19 protein-coding genes are annotated in these 16,048 nt (G+C 63.6%); 13 read left to right on the forward strand and 6 right to left on the reverse strand.

The window, feature by feature from the left end; genetic code table 11:
- Positions 1–155: 155 nt before the first annotated feature.
- Entirely contained in the window at positions 156–932 is a 777-nt protein-coding gene (locus DEVEQU_RS10490; RefSeq protein WP_164550345.1) for a DUF3108 domain-containing protein, read from the reverse strand.
- A 238-nt stretch (positions 933–1,170) separates the two neighbouring features.
- Between DEVEQU_RS10490 and rpmB the strand changes: the two genes are divergently transcribed.
- Both rpmB and DEVEQU_RS10500 read left to right on the forward strand, forming a co-directional pair.
- Positions 1,171–1,455 carry a 50S ribosomal protein L28 gene (gene rpmB / locus DEVEQU_RS10495; protein ID WP_126150517.1) on the forward strand — a complete coding sequence of 95 codons (285 nt, stop codon included), beginning with the start codon at positions 1,171–1,173 and terminating at the stop codon, positions 1,453–1,455.
- Between the two features lie 137 nt (positions 1,456–1,592).
- Positions 1,593–2,231, forward strand: coding sequence for a VUT family protein (locus DEVEQU_RS10500; RefSeq protein WP_126150518.1), 639 nt, complete (start codon positions 1,593–1,595; stop codon positions 2,229–2,231).
- A 39-nt stretch (positions 2,232–2,270) separates the two neighbouring features.
- Here the strand turns inward: DEVEQU_RS10500 and DEVEQU_RS10505 are convergent, their stop codons facing one another.
- Positions 2,271–3,101 (reverse strand): class I SAM-dependent methyltransferase, encoded by an 831-nt coding sequence (locus DEVEQU_RS10505; RefSeq protein WP_126150519.1) that lies wholly within the window; start codon positions 3,099–3,101, stop codon positions 2,271–2,273.
- Between DEVEQU_RS10505 and DEVEQU_RS10510 the strand changes: the two genes are divergently transcribed.
- The 8 genes from DEVEQU_RS10510 (at position 3,100) to DEVEQU_RS10545 (ending at position 9,507) form a co-directional block, all read left to right on the forward strand.
- Positions 3,100–3,954 carry a ComF family protein gene (locus DEVEQU_RS10510; RefSeq protein ID WP_223214177.1) on the forward strand — a complete coding sequence of 285 codons (855 nt, stop codon included), beginning with the start codon at positions 3,100–3,102 and terminating at the stop codon, positions 3,952–3,954. The two genes, DEVEQU_RS10505 and DEVEQU_RS10510, sit on opposite strands and share 2 nt — an antisense overlap.
- A 30-nt stretch (positions 3,955–3,984) precedes the next feature.
- Entirely contained in the window at positions 3,985–4,239 is a 255-nt protein-coding gene (gene grxC / locus DEVEQU_RS10515) for a glutaredoxin 3 (protein ID WP_126150520.1), read from the forward strand.
- 5 nt (positions 4,240–4,244) lie between these two features.
- Entirely contained in the window at positions 4,245–5,072 is an 828-nt protein-coding gene (locus tag DEVEQU_RS10520) for a carbon-nitrogen hydrolase family protein (RefSeq protein WP_126150521.1), read from the forward strand.
- A gap of 63 nt (positions 5,073–5,135) precedes the next feature.
- The gene (locus DEVEQU_RS10525) at positions 5,136–5,558 is read left to right on the forward strand and encodes a DUF1178 family protein (protein WP_126150522.1); all 423 of its coding nucleotides are present in this window, start codon (positions 5,136–5,138) and stop codon (positions 5,556–5,558) included.
- A 24-nt stretch (positions 5,559–5,582) separates the two neighbouring features.
- Complete coding sequence (locus tag DEVEQU_RS10530; RefSeq protein WP_126150523.1) at positions 5,583–6,449, forward strand: aldo/keto reductase; 867 nt, start codon at positions 5,583–5,585, stop codon at positions 6,447–6,449.
- 79 nt (positions 6,450–6,528) lie between these two features.
- A complete protein-coding gene (locus tag DEVEQU_RS10535; protein ID WP_164550346.1) occupies positions 6,529–7,623 on the forward strand; it encodes an efflux RND transporter periplasmic adaptor subunit in 1,095 nt (364 codons plus the stop codon).
- Positions 7,624–7,627: 4 nt separating this feature from the next.
- Positions 7,628–8,830 (forward strand): ABC transporter permease, encoded by a 1,203-nt coding sequence (locus tag DEVEQU_RS10540; RefSeq protein WP_126150525.1) that lies wholly within the window; start codon positions 7,628–7,630, stop codon positions 8,828–8,830.
- Positions 8,827–9,507, forward strand: coding sequence for an ABC transporter ATP-binding protein (locus DEVEQU_RS10545; protein ID WP_126150526.1), 681 nt, complete (start codon positions 8,827–8,829; stop codon positions 9,505–9,507). Before DEVEQU_RS10540 ends, DEVEQU_RS10545 begins: the two co-directional genes overlap by 4 nt.
- 132 nt (positions 9,508–9,639) lie before the next feature.
- On the opposite strand, the gene DEVEQU_RS10550 is transcribed toward DEVEQU_RS10545, so the two are convergent.
- The 3 genes from DEVEQU_RS10550 to DEVEQU_RS10560 form a co-directional block, all read right to left on the reverse strand.
- On the reverse strand, positions 9,640–10,026 hold the full coding sequence (locus DEVEQU_RS10550) for a GNAT family N-acetyltransferase (RefSeq protein ID WP_386849561.1): 387 nt from the start codon (positions 10,024–10,026) through the stop codon (positions 9,640–9,642).
- 8 nt (positions 10,027–10,034) lie between these two features.
- Positions 10,035–11,888 carry a dihydroxy-acid dehydratase gene (gene ilvD, locus DEVEQU_RS10555; protein ID WP_126150528.1) on the reverse strand — a complete coding sequence of 618 codons (1,854 nt, stop codon included), beginning with the start codon at positions 11,886–11,888 and terminating at the stop codon, positions 10,035–10,037.
- A gap of 711 nt (positions 11,889–12,599) precedes the next feature.
- On the reverse strand, positions 12,600–13,202 hold the full coding sequence (locus DEVEQU_RS10560; RefSeq protein ID WP_126150529.1) for a hypothetical protein: 603 nt from the start codon (positions 13,200–13,202) through the stop codon (positions 12,600–12,602).
- A 159-nt stretch (positions 13,203–13,361) separates the two neighbouring features.
- Between DEVEQU_RS10560 and DEVEQU_RS10565 the strand changes: the two genes are divergently transcribed.
- The 3 genes from DEVEQU_RS10565 to DEVEQU_RS19895 all read left to right on the forward strand — a co-directional run bounded on the left by DEVEQU_RS10565 (position 13,362) and on the right by DEVEQU_RS19895 (position 15,225).
- Positions 13,362–13,733, forward strand: coding sequence for a hypothetical protein (locus DEVEQU_RS10565; protein WP_126150530.1), 372 nt, complete (start codon positions 13,362–13,364; stop codon positions 13,731–13,733).
- A 103-nt stretch (positions 13,734–13,836) separates the two neighbouring features.
- Positions 13,837–14,103 carry a hypothetical protein gene (locus tag DEVEQU_RS10570; protein ID WP_126150531.1) on the forward strand — a complete coding sequence of 89 codons (267 nt, stop codon included), beginning with the start codon at positions 13,837–13,839 and terminating at the stop codon, positions 14,101–14,103.
- 195 nt (positions 14,104–14,298) lie between these two features.
- Complete coding sequence (locus DEVEQU_RS19895) at positions 14,299–15,225, forward strand: hypothetical protein (protein ID WP_164550347.1); 927 nt, start codon at positions 14,299–14,301, stop codon at positions 15,223–15,225.
- 52 nt (positions 15,226–15,277) lie between these two features.
- On the opposite strand, the gene ubiG is transcribed toward DEVEQU_RS19895, so the two are convergent.
- On the reverse strand, positions 15,278–16,021 hold the full coding sequence (ubiG, locus tag DEVEQU_RS10580) for a bifunctional 2-polyprenyl-6-hydroxyphenol methylase/3-demethylubiquinol 3-O-methyltransferase UbiG (RefSeq protein ID WP_386849560.1): 744 nt from the start codon (positions 16,019–16,021) through the stop codon (positions 15,278–15,280).
- Between the last annotated feature and the right edge of the window lie 27 nt (positions 16,022–16,048).

Raw genomic sequence — 16,048 nt, forward strand, 5'->3', positions numbered from 1 at the left:
ATTTCGGACCTCGAGGCGGCTTTCCTGCCAAGCTCTTTCGGTTCCAGGCCGGCGGGGTACGGTGCCCATTAACGATTTGCCCCAGGCCTTGCGGGACCCGGGGCAGATAAAATTGGCAAAAAAGGCTTTGACCGTCCGAAATCGGGACAGCCGGATCAGGAGCTGGCGCTGACCAGCACCATGGAAAGGTCGCCGGCCGAAGTGCCGAGCAGCACGCGATAGGGGATGAAATAGCCGGTTGCGCCCAGGGGTGCGAACCAGACCAGGATGCGGCTGGTATCGGCAAGATAGGTGGTCATCTCGGACGAGGCATAGTGCCCCGAAATCGGCTGGTACTTGATTGAACACAGCACCACCGGACCCTGATAGCCGGTGCGCGGCGAGGTGGCCTCATCGGTCTTGACGAAGCTCATGGCCAGATTGAAACGCTCCACACCGGTAAAGATGTTCATGCGCCGCTCGCAGATGGACTTGTCGAGCGCACCGGCCTTGATGACGAAGGCGGAGACGAAATCACCCACCCCGGTTAGATGGCTGCGCTCCAGCGCCACCCGATCCCAGCTGTCGAGCACCGGGGGATCGACCTTGAAGGCGGAGACTGACTTGTTGGCAAAGCTGACGGTGACGTCGAAAGTTTCGCCATTGGCCTTGGTCTGGAGATCGAAACTATCGGCAACCAGGCTATTGCCGGCCGAATTGCCGCTGGCGCTGGCCTTGGCGGTGCCGCTGGCCACCAGTGTTCCGAGGCCGGCGACATTGGCATTCACATCGAGATCGTAGCGACGCCCGGTGTCGTTGAGATCGACCTGCATGCGCGCCACATTGATGCCGCCCAGCGTCAGGACATAATTGGCGCTGGCCTTGGTCTGGGCCAGTGCGGGATGGGCCAGGCCGAGAAAGGCGATGGCGGTAGCAAGGGTGGATCGGATCAAGGCAATCTGCTCATATGCTATACACCCACCGGTGACGCTTCCGGGCGGGGCGAATCAGACAATCGGCTCCACGGTGCCGACAGCAAAAGGCGCTGGCAAGGCGCTCTCGGGCCTTTGAGGCCGCATTTGCTTGACGGCAAGGGCCTAAGGCTCTAAAGACCGCCCCATTCAACACAACCGAGGCCCGTTGCGGGATCGCCCGCCACGCAGGACCTTTACACAAACAGGATATATTCACATGGCACGTCGCTGCGAACTGACCGGCAAGGGCGTTATGGTGGGCAACAATGTTTCCCACGCTCTCAACCGTACCCGTCGTCGTTTCCTCCCGAACCTCGTCAACGTCACCCTGCTGTCCGACGCGCTGAACCGTCCGGTCAAGCTGCGCATCTCTGCCGCTGCCCTGCGCTCGGTCGAGCATCGCGGTGGCCTCGATGCATTCCTGATCAAGCAGGACGACGCCGATCTGAGCCCCCTGGCTCTGGGCATCAAGAAGGAAGTGCGCGCCGCCCTCGCCGGCTGAGCCTTTCCGGATTAAAGTTTTTGGCCGCGTGGCGCCCCGGTGCCGCGCGGCCTTTGTTTTTTGAAGGGGTGCTTCGTGCCCCGACATCATCCGCGCCGGTCTTTTGCCGGAACGCGGCTCATAGAAGGTACAGTCTGATGCTGTCTCGTTTCCTCGCGGCCGTGGTCGCCATGGTGGCCATTGTCGCCGCTTCCAATTTTCTCGTGCAGTTTCCGGTCGATGTGACCCTGGGCAGCGTGCATGTGGGCGAAATCCTCACCTGGGGCGCCTTTACCTATCCGGTCGCTTTCCTTGTCACCGACCTCTCCAACCGCACCTTTGGTCCAGCCAAGGCCCGTCTGGTCGTGGTCGCCGGCTTTGTCGTCGCCGTGCTACTGTCGATCTGGCTGGCCACTCCGCGCATCGCCATCGCCTCCGGCACGGCCTTCCTCGTCGCGCAATTGCTCGATGTGTCGATCTTCCATCGCCTGCGCCACGGCGCCTGGTGGCATGCGCCGATGTTTTCCTCGCTGGTGAGTTCGGCGCTTGATACCGCCATCTTCTTCACCCTCGCCATGGCCCCGGCCTTTGCCGGCATCGACACATTCTTCGGGATGGAAGATTCCTCTCTGCCGTTCCCGGCGCAGCTTTTGGGTGTGGGCCCCGAAGTCGAGCTCTGGCAGTCCCTGGCGCTGGGCGATTTCCTGGTCAAGCTGGTGCTCGCCGTGGTGATGCTGGCGCCCTACAAGACCATTCGCGACCTGCTATTGCCGCATCTGCCGGCCAGCGCGCGCTGAGAACGTCCGATACAAGGCGGCATCAGCGCTGCCTTGTGTCTAGGACTTGTCGCCGAGCATCTGGGTCATGCTGACCTTGGCGCTGCCGGGCCGCAGCGGCTTCTGCTGGCTTTCATGCGGCACCCAGCCGGCGATCCAGACGATCTCCAGCGTGGCGCGAATACGCCCATCGGCATCGGCGTCCTTCTGGGCATAGGCCTCCGCCGCCGCCGCGAGCAAAGTGCGGGTGGCAAAGCGCCGTGGCCGGTCGACCAGCGGATTGGCGGCGCCCAGCGCCTTGAGTTCGGCCATCAGCGCAAACGGGGTGCCATAGCGCACCACATGGGTTTCGACATCGGCCACCGGCAAGGCAAAGCCGGCACGCTGCAGCAAAGCCCCGGCGTCGCGTACCTGCACCATGGGCGCGATGCGGGCGGAGGCGCCGCCCGATATGGCGAGGTCGGCACTCAGGAAGGCCTCGCGCAGTTCGGTGAGGCTTTCGCCGCCGATAAAGGCGGCCATCAACAGCCCATCAGGCGCCAGTTGCGCCCGCAGCCGCGCCAGATGGCCGGGCACATCGTCCACCGCCTGCAGGTGCAGCAGTGAGATGATGAGATCGTGCGGCCCCTCAGGCACATCCGGAAATTCGGTACCGGAAAAGGCCTCGACCACGCTTAGGTTGACCGGCCCACTGCCGGTATGGAGCGTTTTCGGCAGGCGATCGGCATCCGGCCCGATCAGCACTGCGCGCGAAAAGGCGCGCATATGCGCACCCAACCGGTCGGCCAGATCGTCGAGCACGAGGTCGAGCACGAAATTGTCGCTGGCCGGGCGGCGCTGGAGATTGCGGGCGATCTGGGCGGGGTCGAACAGGCGGGGCAGCTGGGACATGGTTGGGCTTTCGCCGGGGCTGGCCAAAGGGGCTGGACGTGGCAATATGGTGCTTATGGAGAGCGGGGCGCGCGAAGTCAAAGCCGGGTTTGGAGCTGCAGCGCTGGGTGCGGGCCTCGCCCGGCTTGGCACCATGGTTCTCGACCAGCTCTACCCGCCCTGCTGTGCCGGTTGCGGCGTGCCGCTGATGGGCGATGATGGGCTCTGCGCCCGCTGCTTTGTTGCCCTGCGCCCGATCACCGCGCCCTATTGTCCGGTGCTGGGCCTGCCCTTCGAGGTCGATCTTGGTGCGGAGGCGCGTTCGGCTGAAGCGCTGGCCGACCCGCCACCCTTCGAGCGGGCCCGGGCTGCCGTGCAATATGGCGAGGTGGCCGGCACGCTGGTCAGCCGGCTCAAATATGGCGACCGTCCCGAACTGGCGCGGCTTTGCGCCAGGTTGATGGTCGGGGCAGGCGCCGATTTCTGGGCCGACAAGCCAGTGCTGGTGCCGGTGCCGCTGCATGCCAGCCGGCTGCGCTTTCGCCGCTACAACCAGTCCATGCTTCTCGCGCGCGAGATCGCCCATTTGGTGGGCCTGAGGGTCGATCCGCATCTGGTGCGCCGCAAGCGCCGGACCCGACAGCAGGTCGGCCTTTCCGAAGACGGCCGGGCGCGCAATGTGCAGGGGGCGTTCGAAGCCCATCCCCAGCTGCTGGAACGGTTGCGCGGAAGCCGGGTTGTGCTGGTCGACGATGTCTATACCACCGGCGCGACGGTCAAGGCGGCGACGCGCGCCTTGCGCAAAGCCGGCGTCACGCAAGTCGATGTGCTTACCTTTGCCCGCGTTGTCATCGGGCAGGATGTGACCATATAAGACCACAGAGAACCAATGGCGGAGCCCGAAATGGCCAAGGTCGAAATCTACACTACCCCAACCTGCCCCTATTGCCACGCCGCCAAGGCGCTGCTGGCGGACAAGGGCGTCGACTATACCGAAATCACCGTACTCGATCCGGCCCTGCGCGAGGCGATGACAGCGCGCGCCAATGGCCGCCGCACCGTGCCGCAGATCTTTATCGGCACCACCCATGTGGGCGGTTATGACGACATGGCTGCGCTCGATCGTCAGGGCGGCCTCGACCCCTTGCTGGCCCAGTAGGCATCATGAAGATCGCCGCCATCCAGATGCAGTCCGGTCTTGATCCGGACGCCAATCTTGCTGCGCTCGTGCCGCTTCTCGCAGAAGCCAAGGGGCAGGGGGCAGACTATGCGCTGACCCCCGAGGTGACGCTGATCTTCCCGGAAAACCGCGAGCAGCTGCGCGCGGTGGCGGCCCCCTTCGAGAACCATCCGCAATTGGCAGCGGTGGGGCGGCTCGCCAAAGAGCACGCCATGTTCGTCCAGATCGGCTCGCTGCCCATTCCGCTCGAGGACGGGCGCTTCGCCAATCGCTCGGTCTTGTTCGGCCCGGATGGCACGCAGCGCGCCACCTATGACAAGATCCACCTTTTCGATGCCGATATTGCCGGGCTCAATGCCTATCGCGAAAGCGCCACCTATAGGGGTGGCGAACAGGCGGTAACAGCGCCGGTCGGCGACATGGTGCTGGGCTTTTCCATTTGCTATGACATGCGCTTTCCGCGCCTTTACAACAGCCTTGCCAATGCTGGCGCCAATCTCATCGCCGTGCCGGCGGCCTTCACCGTGCCCACGGGCCAGGCGCATTGGCACGTGCTGCTCCGCGCCCGTGCCATCGAAACCGGCTCCTATGTCATCGCTGCCGCCCAAGGCGGCCAGCATGAGAATGGCCGCGCCACCTATGGCCATTCGCTTATTGTCGATCCCTGGGGCAGGATCATCGCCGAGCTCGATCACGATCGACCCGGTGTGCTGGTCGCCGAGATCGATCCGGCGGCGGTCACTGAAGCGCGCGGCCGCGTGCCGGCCCTGGCCAATGCGCGGGATTTTTCGCCCCCGGGTTTGCAGAGCTGAGCTGCGGACCTATATGCTGAACCGATTGGCGCGGTCCTGCGCCGCAAAAGAACGACGAGAGCCGTGATCCAGTATTCGCTTCAGTGCTCGAAGGGACATCGCTTCGACGCCTTGTTCAAGAGCGCCGCTGCCTTTGACGAACAGCAGGCCCGCGGCCTGGTCGAATGCGCCGTGTGCGGCGCGAGCCCGGTCGAAAAGGCACTGATGGCCCCGGCCATTGCTCGCAGCGATTCTGAGCGGGTGCCGCTCTCGGCTGCCCATCCCGATTTCGTCCGCTTCCGCGAAATGCTGCGCGATTATCGCAAGAAGGTGATGACCGAGGCCGATTATGTCGGCGATCGCTTTGCCGAGGAAGCGCGCAAGATGCATTTCGACGAGGTCGAGGCCCGCGGCATCTATGGCGAGGCGACGCGCGAGGAGGTGGTGAGCCTGCTCGAAGAGGGCATCGACTTCCTGCCCCTGCCCGATATGGGCGAAGACAACTGAATTCTTCCGTTCAAGGAGACTGATATGGCCAAGCTCGACGCATCCCTGTCGGGGACGTTTTCCATTGGCGGCGACCTCACGGTCAATCGCCTCGGCTTTGGCGCGATGCGCCTCACCGGTGATGGCATCTGGGGTCCGCCCAAGGATCGCGACGAAGCCATTCGCGTGCTCAAGCGCCTGCCCGAAATCGGGGTCGACTTCATCGACACCGCCGAAAGCTATGGCCCCTATGTCAGCGAAGAGCTGATAGGCGAGGCGCTCGCCCCCTATGACAAGGGCACCATCATTGCCACCAAGAGCGGGCTGACCCGCAGCGGTCCCAATCAATGGCCACCGCTGGGGCGTCCGGAATTCCTGCGCCAGGGTGTCATGACCAGCCTGCGCCGGCTCAAGCTCGAGCGCCTCGATCTCTGGCAATTGCACCGCATCGACGCCAAGACGCCGCGTGCCGAGCAGTTCGAGGTCATTGCCGCAATGCAGAAAGAAGGCCTGATCCGCCATGCCGGGCTTTCCGAGGTCAGCGTCGCCGACATCGAGGAGGCCAGCAAATATTTCAAGGTCACCACGGTGCAGAACCTCTACAATTTCGCCAATCGCAAGAGCGAAGCGGTGCTGGACTATTGCGAAAAGCACGGCATCGGCTTCATCCCGTGGTTCCCGCTGGCCGGCGGTGATCTGGTGGAGGGTCATGAAAAGGCCCGCGCCGTCATGGAAAAGCATGGCGCCAGCGGCAGCCAGATTGCGCTCGCCTGGCTGCTCAAGCGCTCCCCCGTCATGCTGCCCATTCCCGGCACCAGCAAGGTCAAGCATCTCGAGGACAATTTGGCCGCTGCCGCCATCGATCTCAGCGACGAGGACTTCGCCGCACTTGATGCCATCGGCCGCGCCTGACGCATAAATTTGGCCGCAGCAAATCCGCTGGCGCGCGCGGGCCGTATAGGCTCCAATAGCGTCAAAAGGCTGGTGTGCTGTGGCCACTCCCGAAAAATCCTCCCGTCCCGTCCTCAAGCGGCGCAAGCGTCGTTGGGGATGGCTGGTGCTCGCGCTGCTGCTGGTCGGCGGCGGGGGCACCTATGCCTGGTTCGAACGCCCCTGGGAGGCCAAGGCCAACCTGGTGGCTGCCGAAACCGTGACAGCGGGGCCAGTGTCGCAGGTTCTCGCGGTCAATGGGCGCATCGCCGCCCGCACCTCGGTCACGGTGCGCGCCGCGGTCTCCTCGCAGGCGGTGCTGATCGGTGCTGCCGAAGGCGATGAGGTTTCGGCGGGGCAGGTGCTGGTCGAACTCGATACGGCTCTCGTGCAGGCGCAGTGGCAGCAGGCCAAGGCGGCGCTCGAGGCCCAGCAGGTCAAGCAGAGCCAGGCCGCCGCCACCGCCGAGCGCACCCGGGCCCTGGGCGACAATACCACCCGTTCCAGCCTGCAGGATGCCGAGCTGGCGCTGGCTGCCGCCGCCAATGAGACCGCGCGCCTGCAGGCCGCTCTGGATCAGGTGGAGCAGCAGCGCGCCCAATACACGATCACCGCGCCGATCTCGGGCGTGGTTCTGTCGCGCGGTGTCGACCAGGGGCAATTGGTCGATCCGCAGACCCAGCTTTTCGTCGTCGCCGATACCAGTGACCTCGTGGTCGAAACCGATGTCGACGAGCTCTATTCCTCCCGCGTCACCAGCGGCCTCAAGGCGCTGCTGAAGCCGGTCGGTGCCACCGTCGCCCAACATGGCACAGTGGTGTTCGCTGCCCCCACCGTGGATGCGTCCACCGGCGGTCGCGCCATCAAGATCGCCTTTGACGACAAGGTGTCCCTCCCGGTGGGGCTGACTGTCAACGCCAATGTCATCGTCGAGGAAGTGCCCGACGCGCTGTCCATCCCGCGCGGCGCCATCGTGACCGAGGGCACGCAGAGCCATGTCCTGGTAATCGAAAACGGCATTGCCACGACACGGCAGATAGATTTCGACGACTGGCCGGCCGAGCGTGTCATCGTCACGTCCGGCCTCAAGGCCGGTGACGTGGTCATTCTCGATCCCAGCGCCGTCGAGGCGGGCGACATGGCGGCGGCGGAGTAGGGCGGTGATCTACGGCTTCAAGATCGCCTGGCGCTATCTCACCTCCAACAAGGCGCAAACGGGCCTGCTTATTGCCGGAGTGGCGGTGGGCGTCTTCGTCTTCATCTTCATGAGCGCGCTGATCGGCGGGCTGGCCAGCTATCTGGTGCAGCGCACCGTCGGCGATATTTCCCACGTCACCATTGAGGCGCCGAGCCGCGAGGCGGGCCTGTTGCTGCCCGAGGCCGATGCGCTGCTGGTGCAGCAGCGGGCGAGCGGGCAACGCGAGACGCTGCGCACCGCCGAAGCCTTCCTCCCCTCCATTGAGGCCATGGCCGGGGTCAAGGCCGTGTCGCCGCAGATCGTGGGCAATGGCTTCGTCATTCGCGGCCATTCCCGTGCCCCGGTCGGCGTCACCGGCGTCGAGGCCGACAAGGTGTCCGCCATTGCCGATCTGGGCAAGCGCATCGTGGCCGGCGATACCGTGCTCACCAATTCCACCGTCATCATCGGCAAGACGCTGGCCGATGATCTCGGCATCGGCGTCGGCCAGGTCATTCGGCTGCAATCGGATCGCAATGTCGAGCGGCCCCTGGTGGTCACCGGCATTTTCTCGATCGGCCTTGATGCCCTCGATGCCCGCGCTGCCTTTGTCAGCACCGCGACCGCGCGAACCCTGTTCGAATTGCCGCAGGGGCTGAGCCGCGTCGAAATCAAGCTCGACGATCTCAACCGCGCCGCCGAGTTTGCCCGTCGCATCGCCGCCGATACCGGGCTCAAGGCGACACCCTGGACCGAGGGCAATGCGCAATTGCTCGATGGGCTGAGGGCCCAGGCCAGTTCGGGCAATCTCATCAAGGCCTTTGCGCTTATTACCATCGTCATTGGCGTGGCCTCGGCGCTGCTGCTGTCCACCTATCGACGCCGGCCCGAGATCGGCATCATGCGCGCCTTCGGGGCCAGCCGCGGTTTCGTGGTGCTGGTCTTCGTGGTGCAGGGCGCCTTGATCGGCATTCTGGGTGGGCTGATCGGCGCGGGGCTGGGCTATCTCGCCCTTTCGCCCTTCCCGGTGCCGGAAAATGCCCAGCCCGGCGGCTTGCCTGTCGATGTGCGACAGGGCGCCTATGGCCTTGCCATCGCGCTCACCGCCATTGGCGCCATCCTCGCCTCAATCCTGCCTGCCCGAGCGGCGGCGCGGGTGGACCCGGTTTCGGTGATCGGCCAATGAGTGCGCTCGTTACCGTGCGCGATCTGGTCAAGACCTATGGCGAGGGCGAGGCGGAAACGCGCGTGCTCAAGGGCCTGGACATGGAATTGGCCGAGGGCGATCTGGCCGCGCTTCTTGGTCCCTCCGGCTCGGGCAAGTCCACCCTCCTCACCATTTTGGGCACGCTGATGCAGCCGACGAGCGGGCAGCACATCATGCTGGGCGAGGACCTGACCCGGGCGCGGGATGCGGCGCTGACCGAGTTCCGCAATCGCCATATCGGCTTCGTATTCCAGTTCCACCATCTGCTGCCCGATTTCACTGCGCTCGAAAACGTCATCTTCCCCACCGCCATTGCCGAGGGGCGGGAAACCGCCGGTGCGCGGCGGCGGGGCGAGCAATTGCTGGATCGCGTGGGTCTCGCCCATCGCATGGATTTTCGTGCCACCGCCCTGTCGGGTGGTCAGAAGCAGCGCGTGGCCATCGCAAGGGCCCTGATGAACCAGCCCGAACTGGTCGTGGCAGACGAGCCTACCGGCAATCTCGATCGCGAATCGGCCGAGCAGGTCATGGGCCTGATCGCTGAGATCAATGAACAGGAAAAGACCACCTTCCTCATCTCCACCCATGACGAAAAGATCGCTGCCGCCTGCAAAAGGCAGATCAAGGTGGTCGACGGCAAGACCGTCTCGGATTGATGGCAATGTTGGGGGGATTAGGGTCGGTTCGATAGGGAGGGTGGAATCCCCGCTATCGAACCTGACCAGTTCAGCTGTCTTGGCAGACCGCTGAGTGGCTAGTCGGGGTGTTAGCACCGGCCGGGGGGCTTGTCACGACAATTTCATGACGCCGGCGGCGCTGGGCCGAAAACCACAGCCGCGATAGAAGGCGTCGAGATGCGGCTCGCAATCGACATGCAGCCATTCGGCGCCGCGCTCGCGCGCGAGGAGGGCGGCCTGCCGCACCAGTTCGGTCGCAATGCCACGGCGCTGGAAGTCGGGGTCGGTACAGGTGTCGAGGATGAAGGCGTGCACGCCGCCATCCCAGGCAATGTTGACGAAGCCGACCAATTGCTTGCCGTGATAACACCCGACATGGCCAAGGCTTCGCGCCAGGACCGGCTGATAGGATCGCCCCAGCGGCGCGGTCCAGGCGCGCCGCCAGAGGCTGTCGAGTTCCTGATCGGATGGATGCGGGTCGATCCGATAGACGATCACGTCTGGGATCAGTCCATCATCTTGTTGATGGCGTCGACGTCGCGCACGGCACCCTTGGATGCGGACGTCACGAAGGCGGCATAGGCCTTGAGCGCGGTGGTCACCTTGCGCTTGCGCGGCTGGGCCGGCTTCCAGCCGATCCTGTCCTGCTCGGCGCGGCGCGCTGCCAGTTCGGCATCGGTCACCAGCACGTTGACGGTGCGGTTGGGGATGTCGATTTCGATGATGTCGCCTTCGCGCACCAGCCCGATGGCGCCGCCTTCGGCCGCTTCGGGCGAAGCATGGCCGATGGAGAGGCCCGACGTACCACCCGAGAAGCGGCCATCGGTCAGCAGCGCACAGGCTTTGCCGAGGCCCTTGGATTTCAGGTAACTCGTCGGATAGAGCATTTCCTGCATGCCGGGGCCGCCGCGCGGACCTTCATAGCGGATGACGATGACGTCGCCTTCCTTGATCTCGTTGCTGAGAATGGCCTTGACGGTGGAGTCCTGGCTTTCAAACACGCGGGCCGGGCCGGTGAATTTCAGGATCGAATCGTCGACGCCCGCCGTCTTCACGATACAGCCATCGAGCGCGATATTACCCTTGAGCACGGCGAGCCCGCCGTCCTTGGAAAACGGGTTATCGGCCGAGCGGATGGCGCCATTGGTGCGGTCGGTGTCCAGCTCCGCCCAGCGATTGGACTGGGAGAAAGCCTGCGTTGTGCGCACGCCGCCGGGAGCGGCCATGTAGAAATTGCGCACGCTTTCCGAATTGGTGCGGGAAATATCCCACTTGTCGATGGCGTCGCCCATGGTCGTGGCATGGACAGTGGGTTCCTTGCGATTGATCAGCCCGGCGCGATCAAGCTGGCCGAGAATGGCAAAGATGCCGCCGGCACGGTGCACGTCTTCCATGTGCACGTCGTTCTTGGCCGGAGCGACCTTGGACAGCACCGGGACGCGACGGCTCAGCGCATCGATATCGTCCATGGTGAAATCGACGCCGCCCTCATGCGCGGCGGCCAGAATGTGCAGCACGGTATTGGTCGAGCCGCCCATGGCGATGTCGAGCGCCATGGCGTTCTCGAAAGCCTGCTTGGTGGCGATGGAGCGCGGCAAAACGCTCTCGTCTTCCTGTTCGTAATAGCGGCGCGCCAGATCGACGATCAGGTGCCCGGCCTCCTGGAACAGGCGCTTGCGATCGGAGTGGGTGGCCAGCGTCGAGCCATTGCCCGGCAGGCTGAGGCCCAGCGCTTCGGTGAGGCAGTTCATCGAATTGGCGGTGAACATGCCCGAGCAGGAGCCACAGGTGGGGCAGGCATTTTCCTCGACGGCCTGCACCTCCTCGTCGGTATAATGATCATCGGCGGCCATCACCATGGCATCGACCAAGTCGAGCGCCTGCAGCTTGCCCTTGACGATAGCCTTGCCGGCTTCCATCGGCCCGCCGGAGACGAAGACCACGGGAATATTGAGGCGCATGGCGGCATTGAGCATGCCGGGAGTGATCTTGTCGCAATTGGAGATGCAAACCATGGCGTCGGCGCAGTGCGCATTGACCATATATTCCACCGAGTCCGCGATGATGTCGCGGCTGGGCAGGGAATAGAGCATGCCGTCATGGCCCATGGCGATGCCGTCATCGACCGCAATGGTGTTGAATTCCTTGGCGACGCCGCCGGCCGCTTCAATCTCGCGGGCAACGAGCTGGCCGAGATCTTTCAGGTGCACATGGCCAGGCACGAACTGGGTGAAACTATTCACCACGGCGATGATCGGCTTGCCGAAATCCTCGTTCTTCATGCCCGTGGCGCGCCACAATCCGCGCGCGCCGGCCATGTTGCGGCCATGGGTGGTGGTGCGTGAACGATAGGCGGGCATGGCGAAGTCCTCGAAAGCTGCCGGTGGGGCCGGTTCTATAATGGCCCTGTTTAGACCCATTCCAGCCCGGCGGCAAGAATTTTCCGTACCGTACCGTACGGTACGGTTGTACGGTTCCGAGCGCCCAGCCAAGTTGCGCAGATGCGGTCTGCCTGCACCGAAGCGCCCTCGGGCTCGACCCGGGGCCACACACCCCTGCCTCGATCCCCGCACGTTTGAAATGATCCAGACGTCATGCCTCCGCCCCCCTCCACAGAATGAAACCTGGTGGTTCGGAGGAATTGGTCGCCTGTCTCAAATCAAGCCTGAGGCTACCGAGGGTTCAGCCGCTTTCAAAAACTTATCCACCCTCCCCAACTGCCGGACCATACTCGCAGCATTCCCGCACATGCTGCGCGGTCGCGACGAACGGTCGGTGCGGGAATGGCGGATGATCATGGGGTCGCCCACGGTCCTTCGGCGGTTGGATGATCCGGGACCGATTCGAGCGCCCGGTCCGGGAGCAAGGCTCCAGCGTTTGGCACGCGCTTAAGCCACGGACGGTCCACCCCGAAGAGTCTCCGTCAGTGATGGGGCGAGGTTTTCCTCACCATCTATTTTTCGCCGGACGACCGGCATCGAGGCGAAGCTCGCCCCATCCCGCAGTACCCGCAGGCGCCAGGCGCCGTGCGGAGATTTCGCTTGCGCAGGACACTATGCAGGCTCGCCTCACTAGAATTTATAGCGCACGCCCAGCGTCGCCGCATTGGACCCATCGATATGAGCAATCGAGCCAAAACCGCCCGAGCGGTGCTGGATGCGCGCAAAGGCCTCCAGTTGCGGATGTTCGACATGCGAAACGGCGATTTCCGGGCCGAGATAGTATAGGATCGGCACGCCGCGATTGATGCTTTGCGCGCGTTCGGTCTCGATGCCGATCGTGTCGGTCACCACAGAAAATCCTGCCGTCAGCGACGGGGTGATGCGGATGTCGCCCAGTTGGAACATGTCGAAACGGGCCACGCCGCCGGCCCAAAGCTCGGCCGAGGTCCGGTCGCCAGCGCGAAGGCCCAGGCCGGCTTCGACGCCGAACTTGAAGCCGGCATCATTGGCATAGATGAAATGCTGGTAGCCCACGCCTGCAAAGAAGTTGGATTCATAGTGATCCTGCCAGAACAGGAAGGAATCGCCAAAATAGCCGGTCGTGAAGGGACCGCCCATGACGAAGACATTGCTCTCGGAAAACGGCTCGGTCCCCTGGGATTGGGCCAGGGCAGGCGAGGCAAAAAGCGCTGCCGCCCCGAACGCCAGCAGCGCGCAGGCAGTCGATTTCATGTTCAATCACTCGATTTGTTTCCAGGGCTAATGCCCCGAAACGTCTCAAGGTTCAGCCCAGGGCGATCACAATTGCGTCCGCCGGCGCACCGACAAAAAGGTGAAGGAACACTCCTCTGCTCCTGCCGTTCTGCCTCTATAGAAACGAGGAGAACCCAAATGCACGCTATTCCCGAGAACATTCGCGAAGGCATGAAGGTCTATGACAGCGCCATGCATGCCATTGGTACGGTTGAAAGTTTCCGTGCCACTGACGAGGCGCCGGACCATCCGGATGTCGACGCTGCCGGCGTCAGCCCGGTGCTCGAAGAAAACCCGCGCACCCTGCCCAATCTCATCGCCGATGTCTTTCGTCCCGATGACGAGCTGCCCACCGAGATGAAGGAACGGGCCCTGCGCGAAGGTTTCGTCGTGCTGGACGCGGACGGCTTCCTGGCCTCCGACCGCTATATCTTTCCCGAGCATATCGACCGCGTCGAAGGCGACAGCCTGGTGCTGTCCGTGCGCAAGGACGATCTGCTGAAGGTCTGACGCCAGCAACCGGCAATGCGGGGCCGTACAATTCCGCATTGCCGGACTAAGCCTCTCGAAACGCTGATCGGCCATTCTGGGTCAGGACAACCTGGAGCGGTTCATGCGCTGCGATCTCGTTCATATCGAGCAGGTCCCCCTGGGCGAATGCGCCCTGCGCCTGTTTGTTGCCGATGCCGAACTCACGGCCAGCATCATCGAACATCGCTGCGATGGTCGCCTGGTTCTGTCGGATGCCCCCAAGCCGGGGCTTGACGGTATAGTTCCGACGATCACCCTGCTGCTGCAGCGCCGCCCCGATCATCTCTATGTGGTGCTCGAACAGGACGCCTACTGGCCGGAAACCTTCCCCAAGCTGCATGGCGCCTGACGCCCCTCATTGTGCGGTCCGGCAAGTCAAAATCGGTTAACCGATAAAATTCTATTCAGATTAACCGGATTAAAATCTATTAACTCCAATCCCTGTTGTGCCAAAATCTAAGTAGAGGCGCGGATATTTTTGTCCGCTCTGCTCCGGAATGATTTCCCCATAGGAGGCGCTTGGTCGCCGGAAGTGGAGGTAGTCATGATTTCTCGGAAGAATTTGACGGCCATTGTTGTGGTGGCGGCACTGATGCCGTCCGCTGCATTCGCAGATGGCCTTTTGGGCGGCCTGCTGGGCGGCGGCTCCGATGGTGGCAGTTCCAGCAGCTCAAGCCTGTTGGGCGTCATCGGTGGCTCCGATAGCGGCGCGCTGGTGACCCTGGGGAGCGGCAATGCCGGCAGCAGTGGTCTGGTCAATGTCGGCCTCGGCGGCAGTGAAGGCCTCGTCACCACCAATGTCGGCGGCGGCTCCAAGCCTCTGGTCGACGCCTCGGTGCTCGGCTCCAACGGCATTGTCGACGTCAATGCCAATCTCGGTTCGCTCGGTGCCAACGTCAATGTTGGTGGCCCCAACGGCCTGGTCAATGTCGATATCGGCAACAATTCCGGCGGCGGTGGCAATAATGGCGGTGGCAATAATGGCGGCGGCGGAAATGGCGGCAATGGTGGAAACGGCGGCAATGGCGGCGGCGGTAACGGTGGCGGCAATGGCGGTGGTGGAAATGGCGGCGGTGGCGGGTCCGGCGGCGGCAATGGAGGGAATGGGGGCAATGGCAGCAATGGCGGGAATTCCAGCCATGTCGGCTCCGGTTCCGGCGGCTTCAGCAGCAATGGCTCGGCCGCCTGCGCCGGCAGCAATCCCAACCAGCTGGTGACGCTGTTCCGCCAGTCCAATCTCAACAACTGGAACCGCGCCAGCAGTATCCAGCTGATCCCGATCCGCGTCTGTGCCCAGGTGCGCCAGCAGATCGCCAACTGGCTGGCGTCCAATGGCGATTACCACCGCATGGTGAGCCAGGTTGCGTCCGATGCGCTGATCAACGCAGCGCTGGGCCGGACCAAATATCAGGCCGGCCACGTCCTGGGCGTGCAGCGCCAGGGTGGAACGCTCATGGTCTATGTGTTCTGACCTGCCCAGTCAGGCACATGACGCCGGCCGCCATGCCCGTGGCGGCCGGCACCTATTTGGCGGCAGGCCGTTCGGCCAAAATCATGTAATTGATCGCCATGTCAGGCGAGAGGCCCCAGCTGTCGGCAATGGGATTAAAGGTCACGCCGATCTCGTCGATCACCGAAAGCCCGTTGCGACGCAACTGGGCGGTGATCTCCTCGGGGGTGAGGAATTTCTTCCAGTCATGGGTGCCACGCGGCAGCCAGCGCAGGATGTATTCGGCGCCGATCACCGCCAGGGCCCAGCTCCTCGCGGTCCGGTTGAGCGTGGCGGTGAACATCAATCCGCCGGGGGCCACGAGGTCGGCGCAGGACTTCATGTAAAGCGGCACATTGTCGACATGCTCGACCACTTCCATGTTGAGCACGACATCGTATTTTTCGCCGGCGGCCACCAGGGCCTCGCTGGTGGTGGCGCGATAGTCGATATCCAGCCTCGACTGTTCGGCATGGATTTGCGCGATCCGGATATTGCGCTCGGCCGCGTCGATGCCGGTCACCTTGGCCCCCAACCGCGTCAGCGGTTCGCACAACAGGCCGCCGCCGCAGCCGACGTCGAGGATGGAGAGACCCTCGAAGGGGCGGATCGAGGCCGGGTCGCGGCCGAAATGGCGCACGAGGTTGTCGCGGATATAGCTCAACCGCACCGGGTTGAACTTGTGCAGCGGCTTGAACTTGCCCTTGGGGTCCCACCACTGCTCGGCCATCGCGGTGAATTTGGCGACTTCGGCATCGTTGACGGTGGTGGCGGTCATGGGCAGGCTCCTTGCGGTCCCCATATG

This window comes from Devosia equisanguinis, from assembly GCF_900631955.1.
Lineage (GTDB): Bacteria > Pseudomonadota > Alphaproteobacteria > Rhizobiales > Devosiaceae > Devosia > Devosia equisanguinis.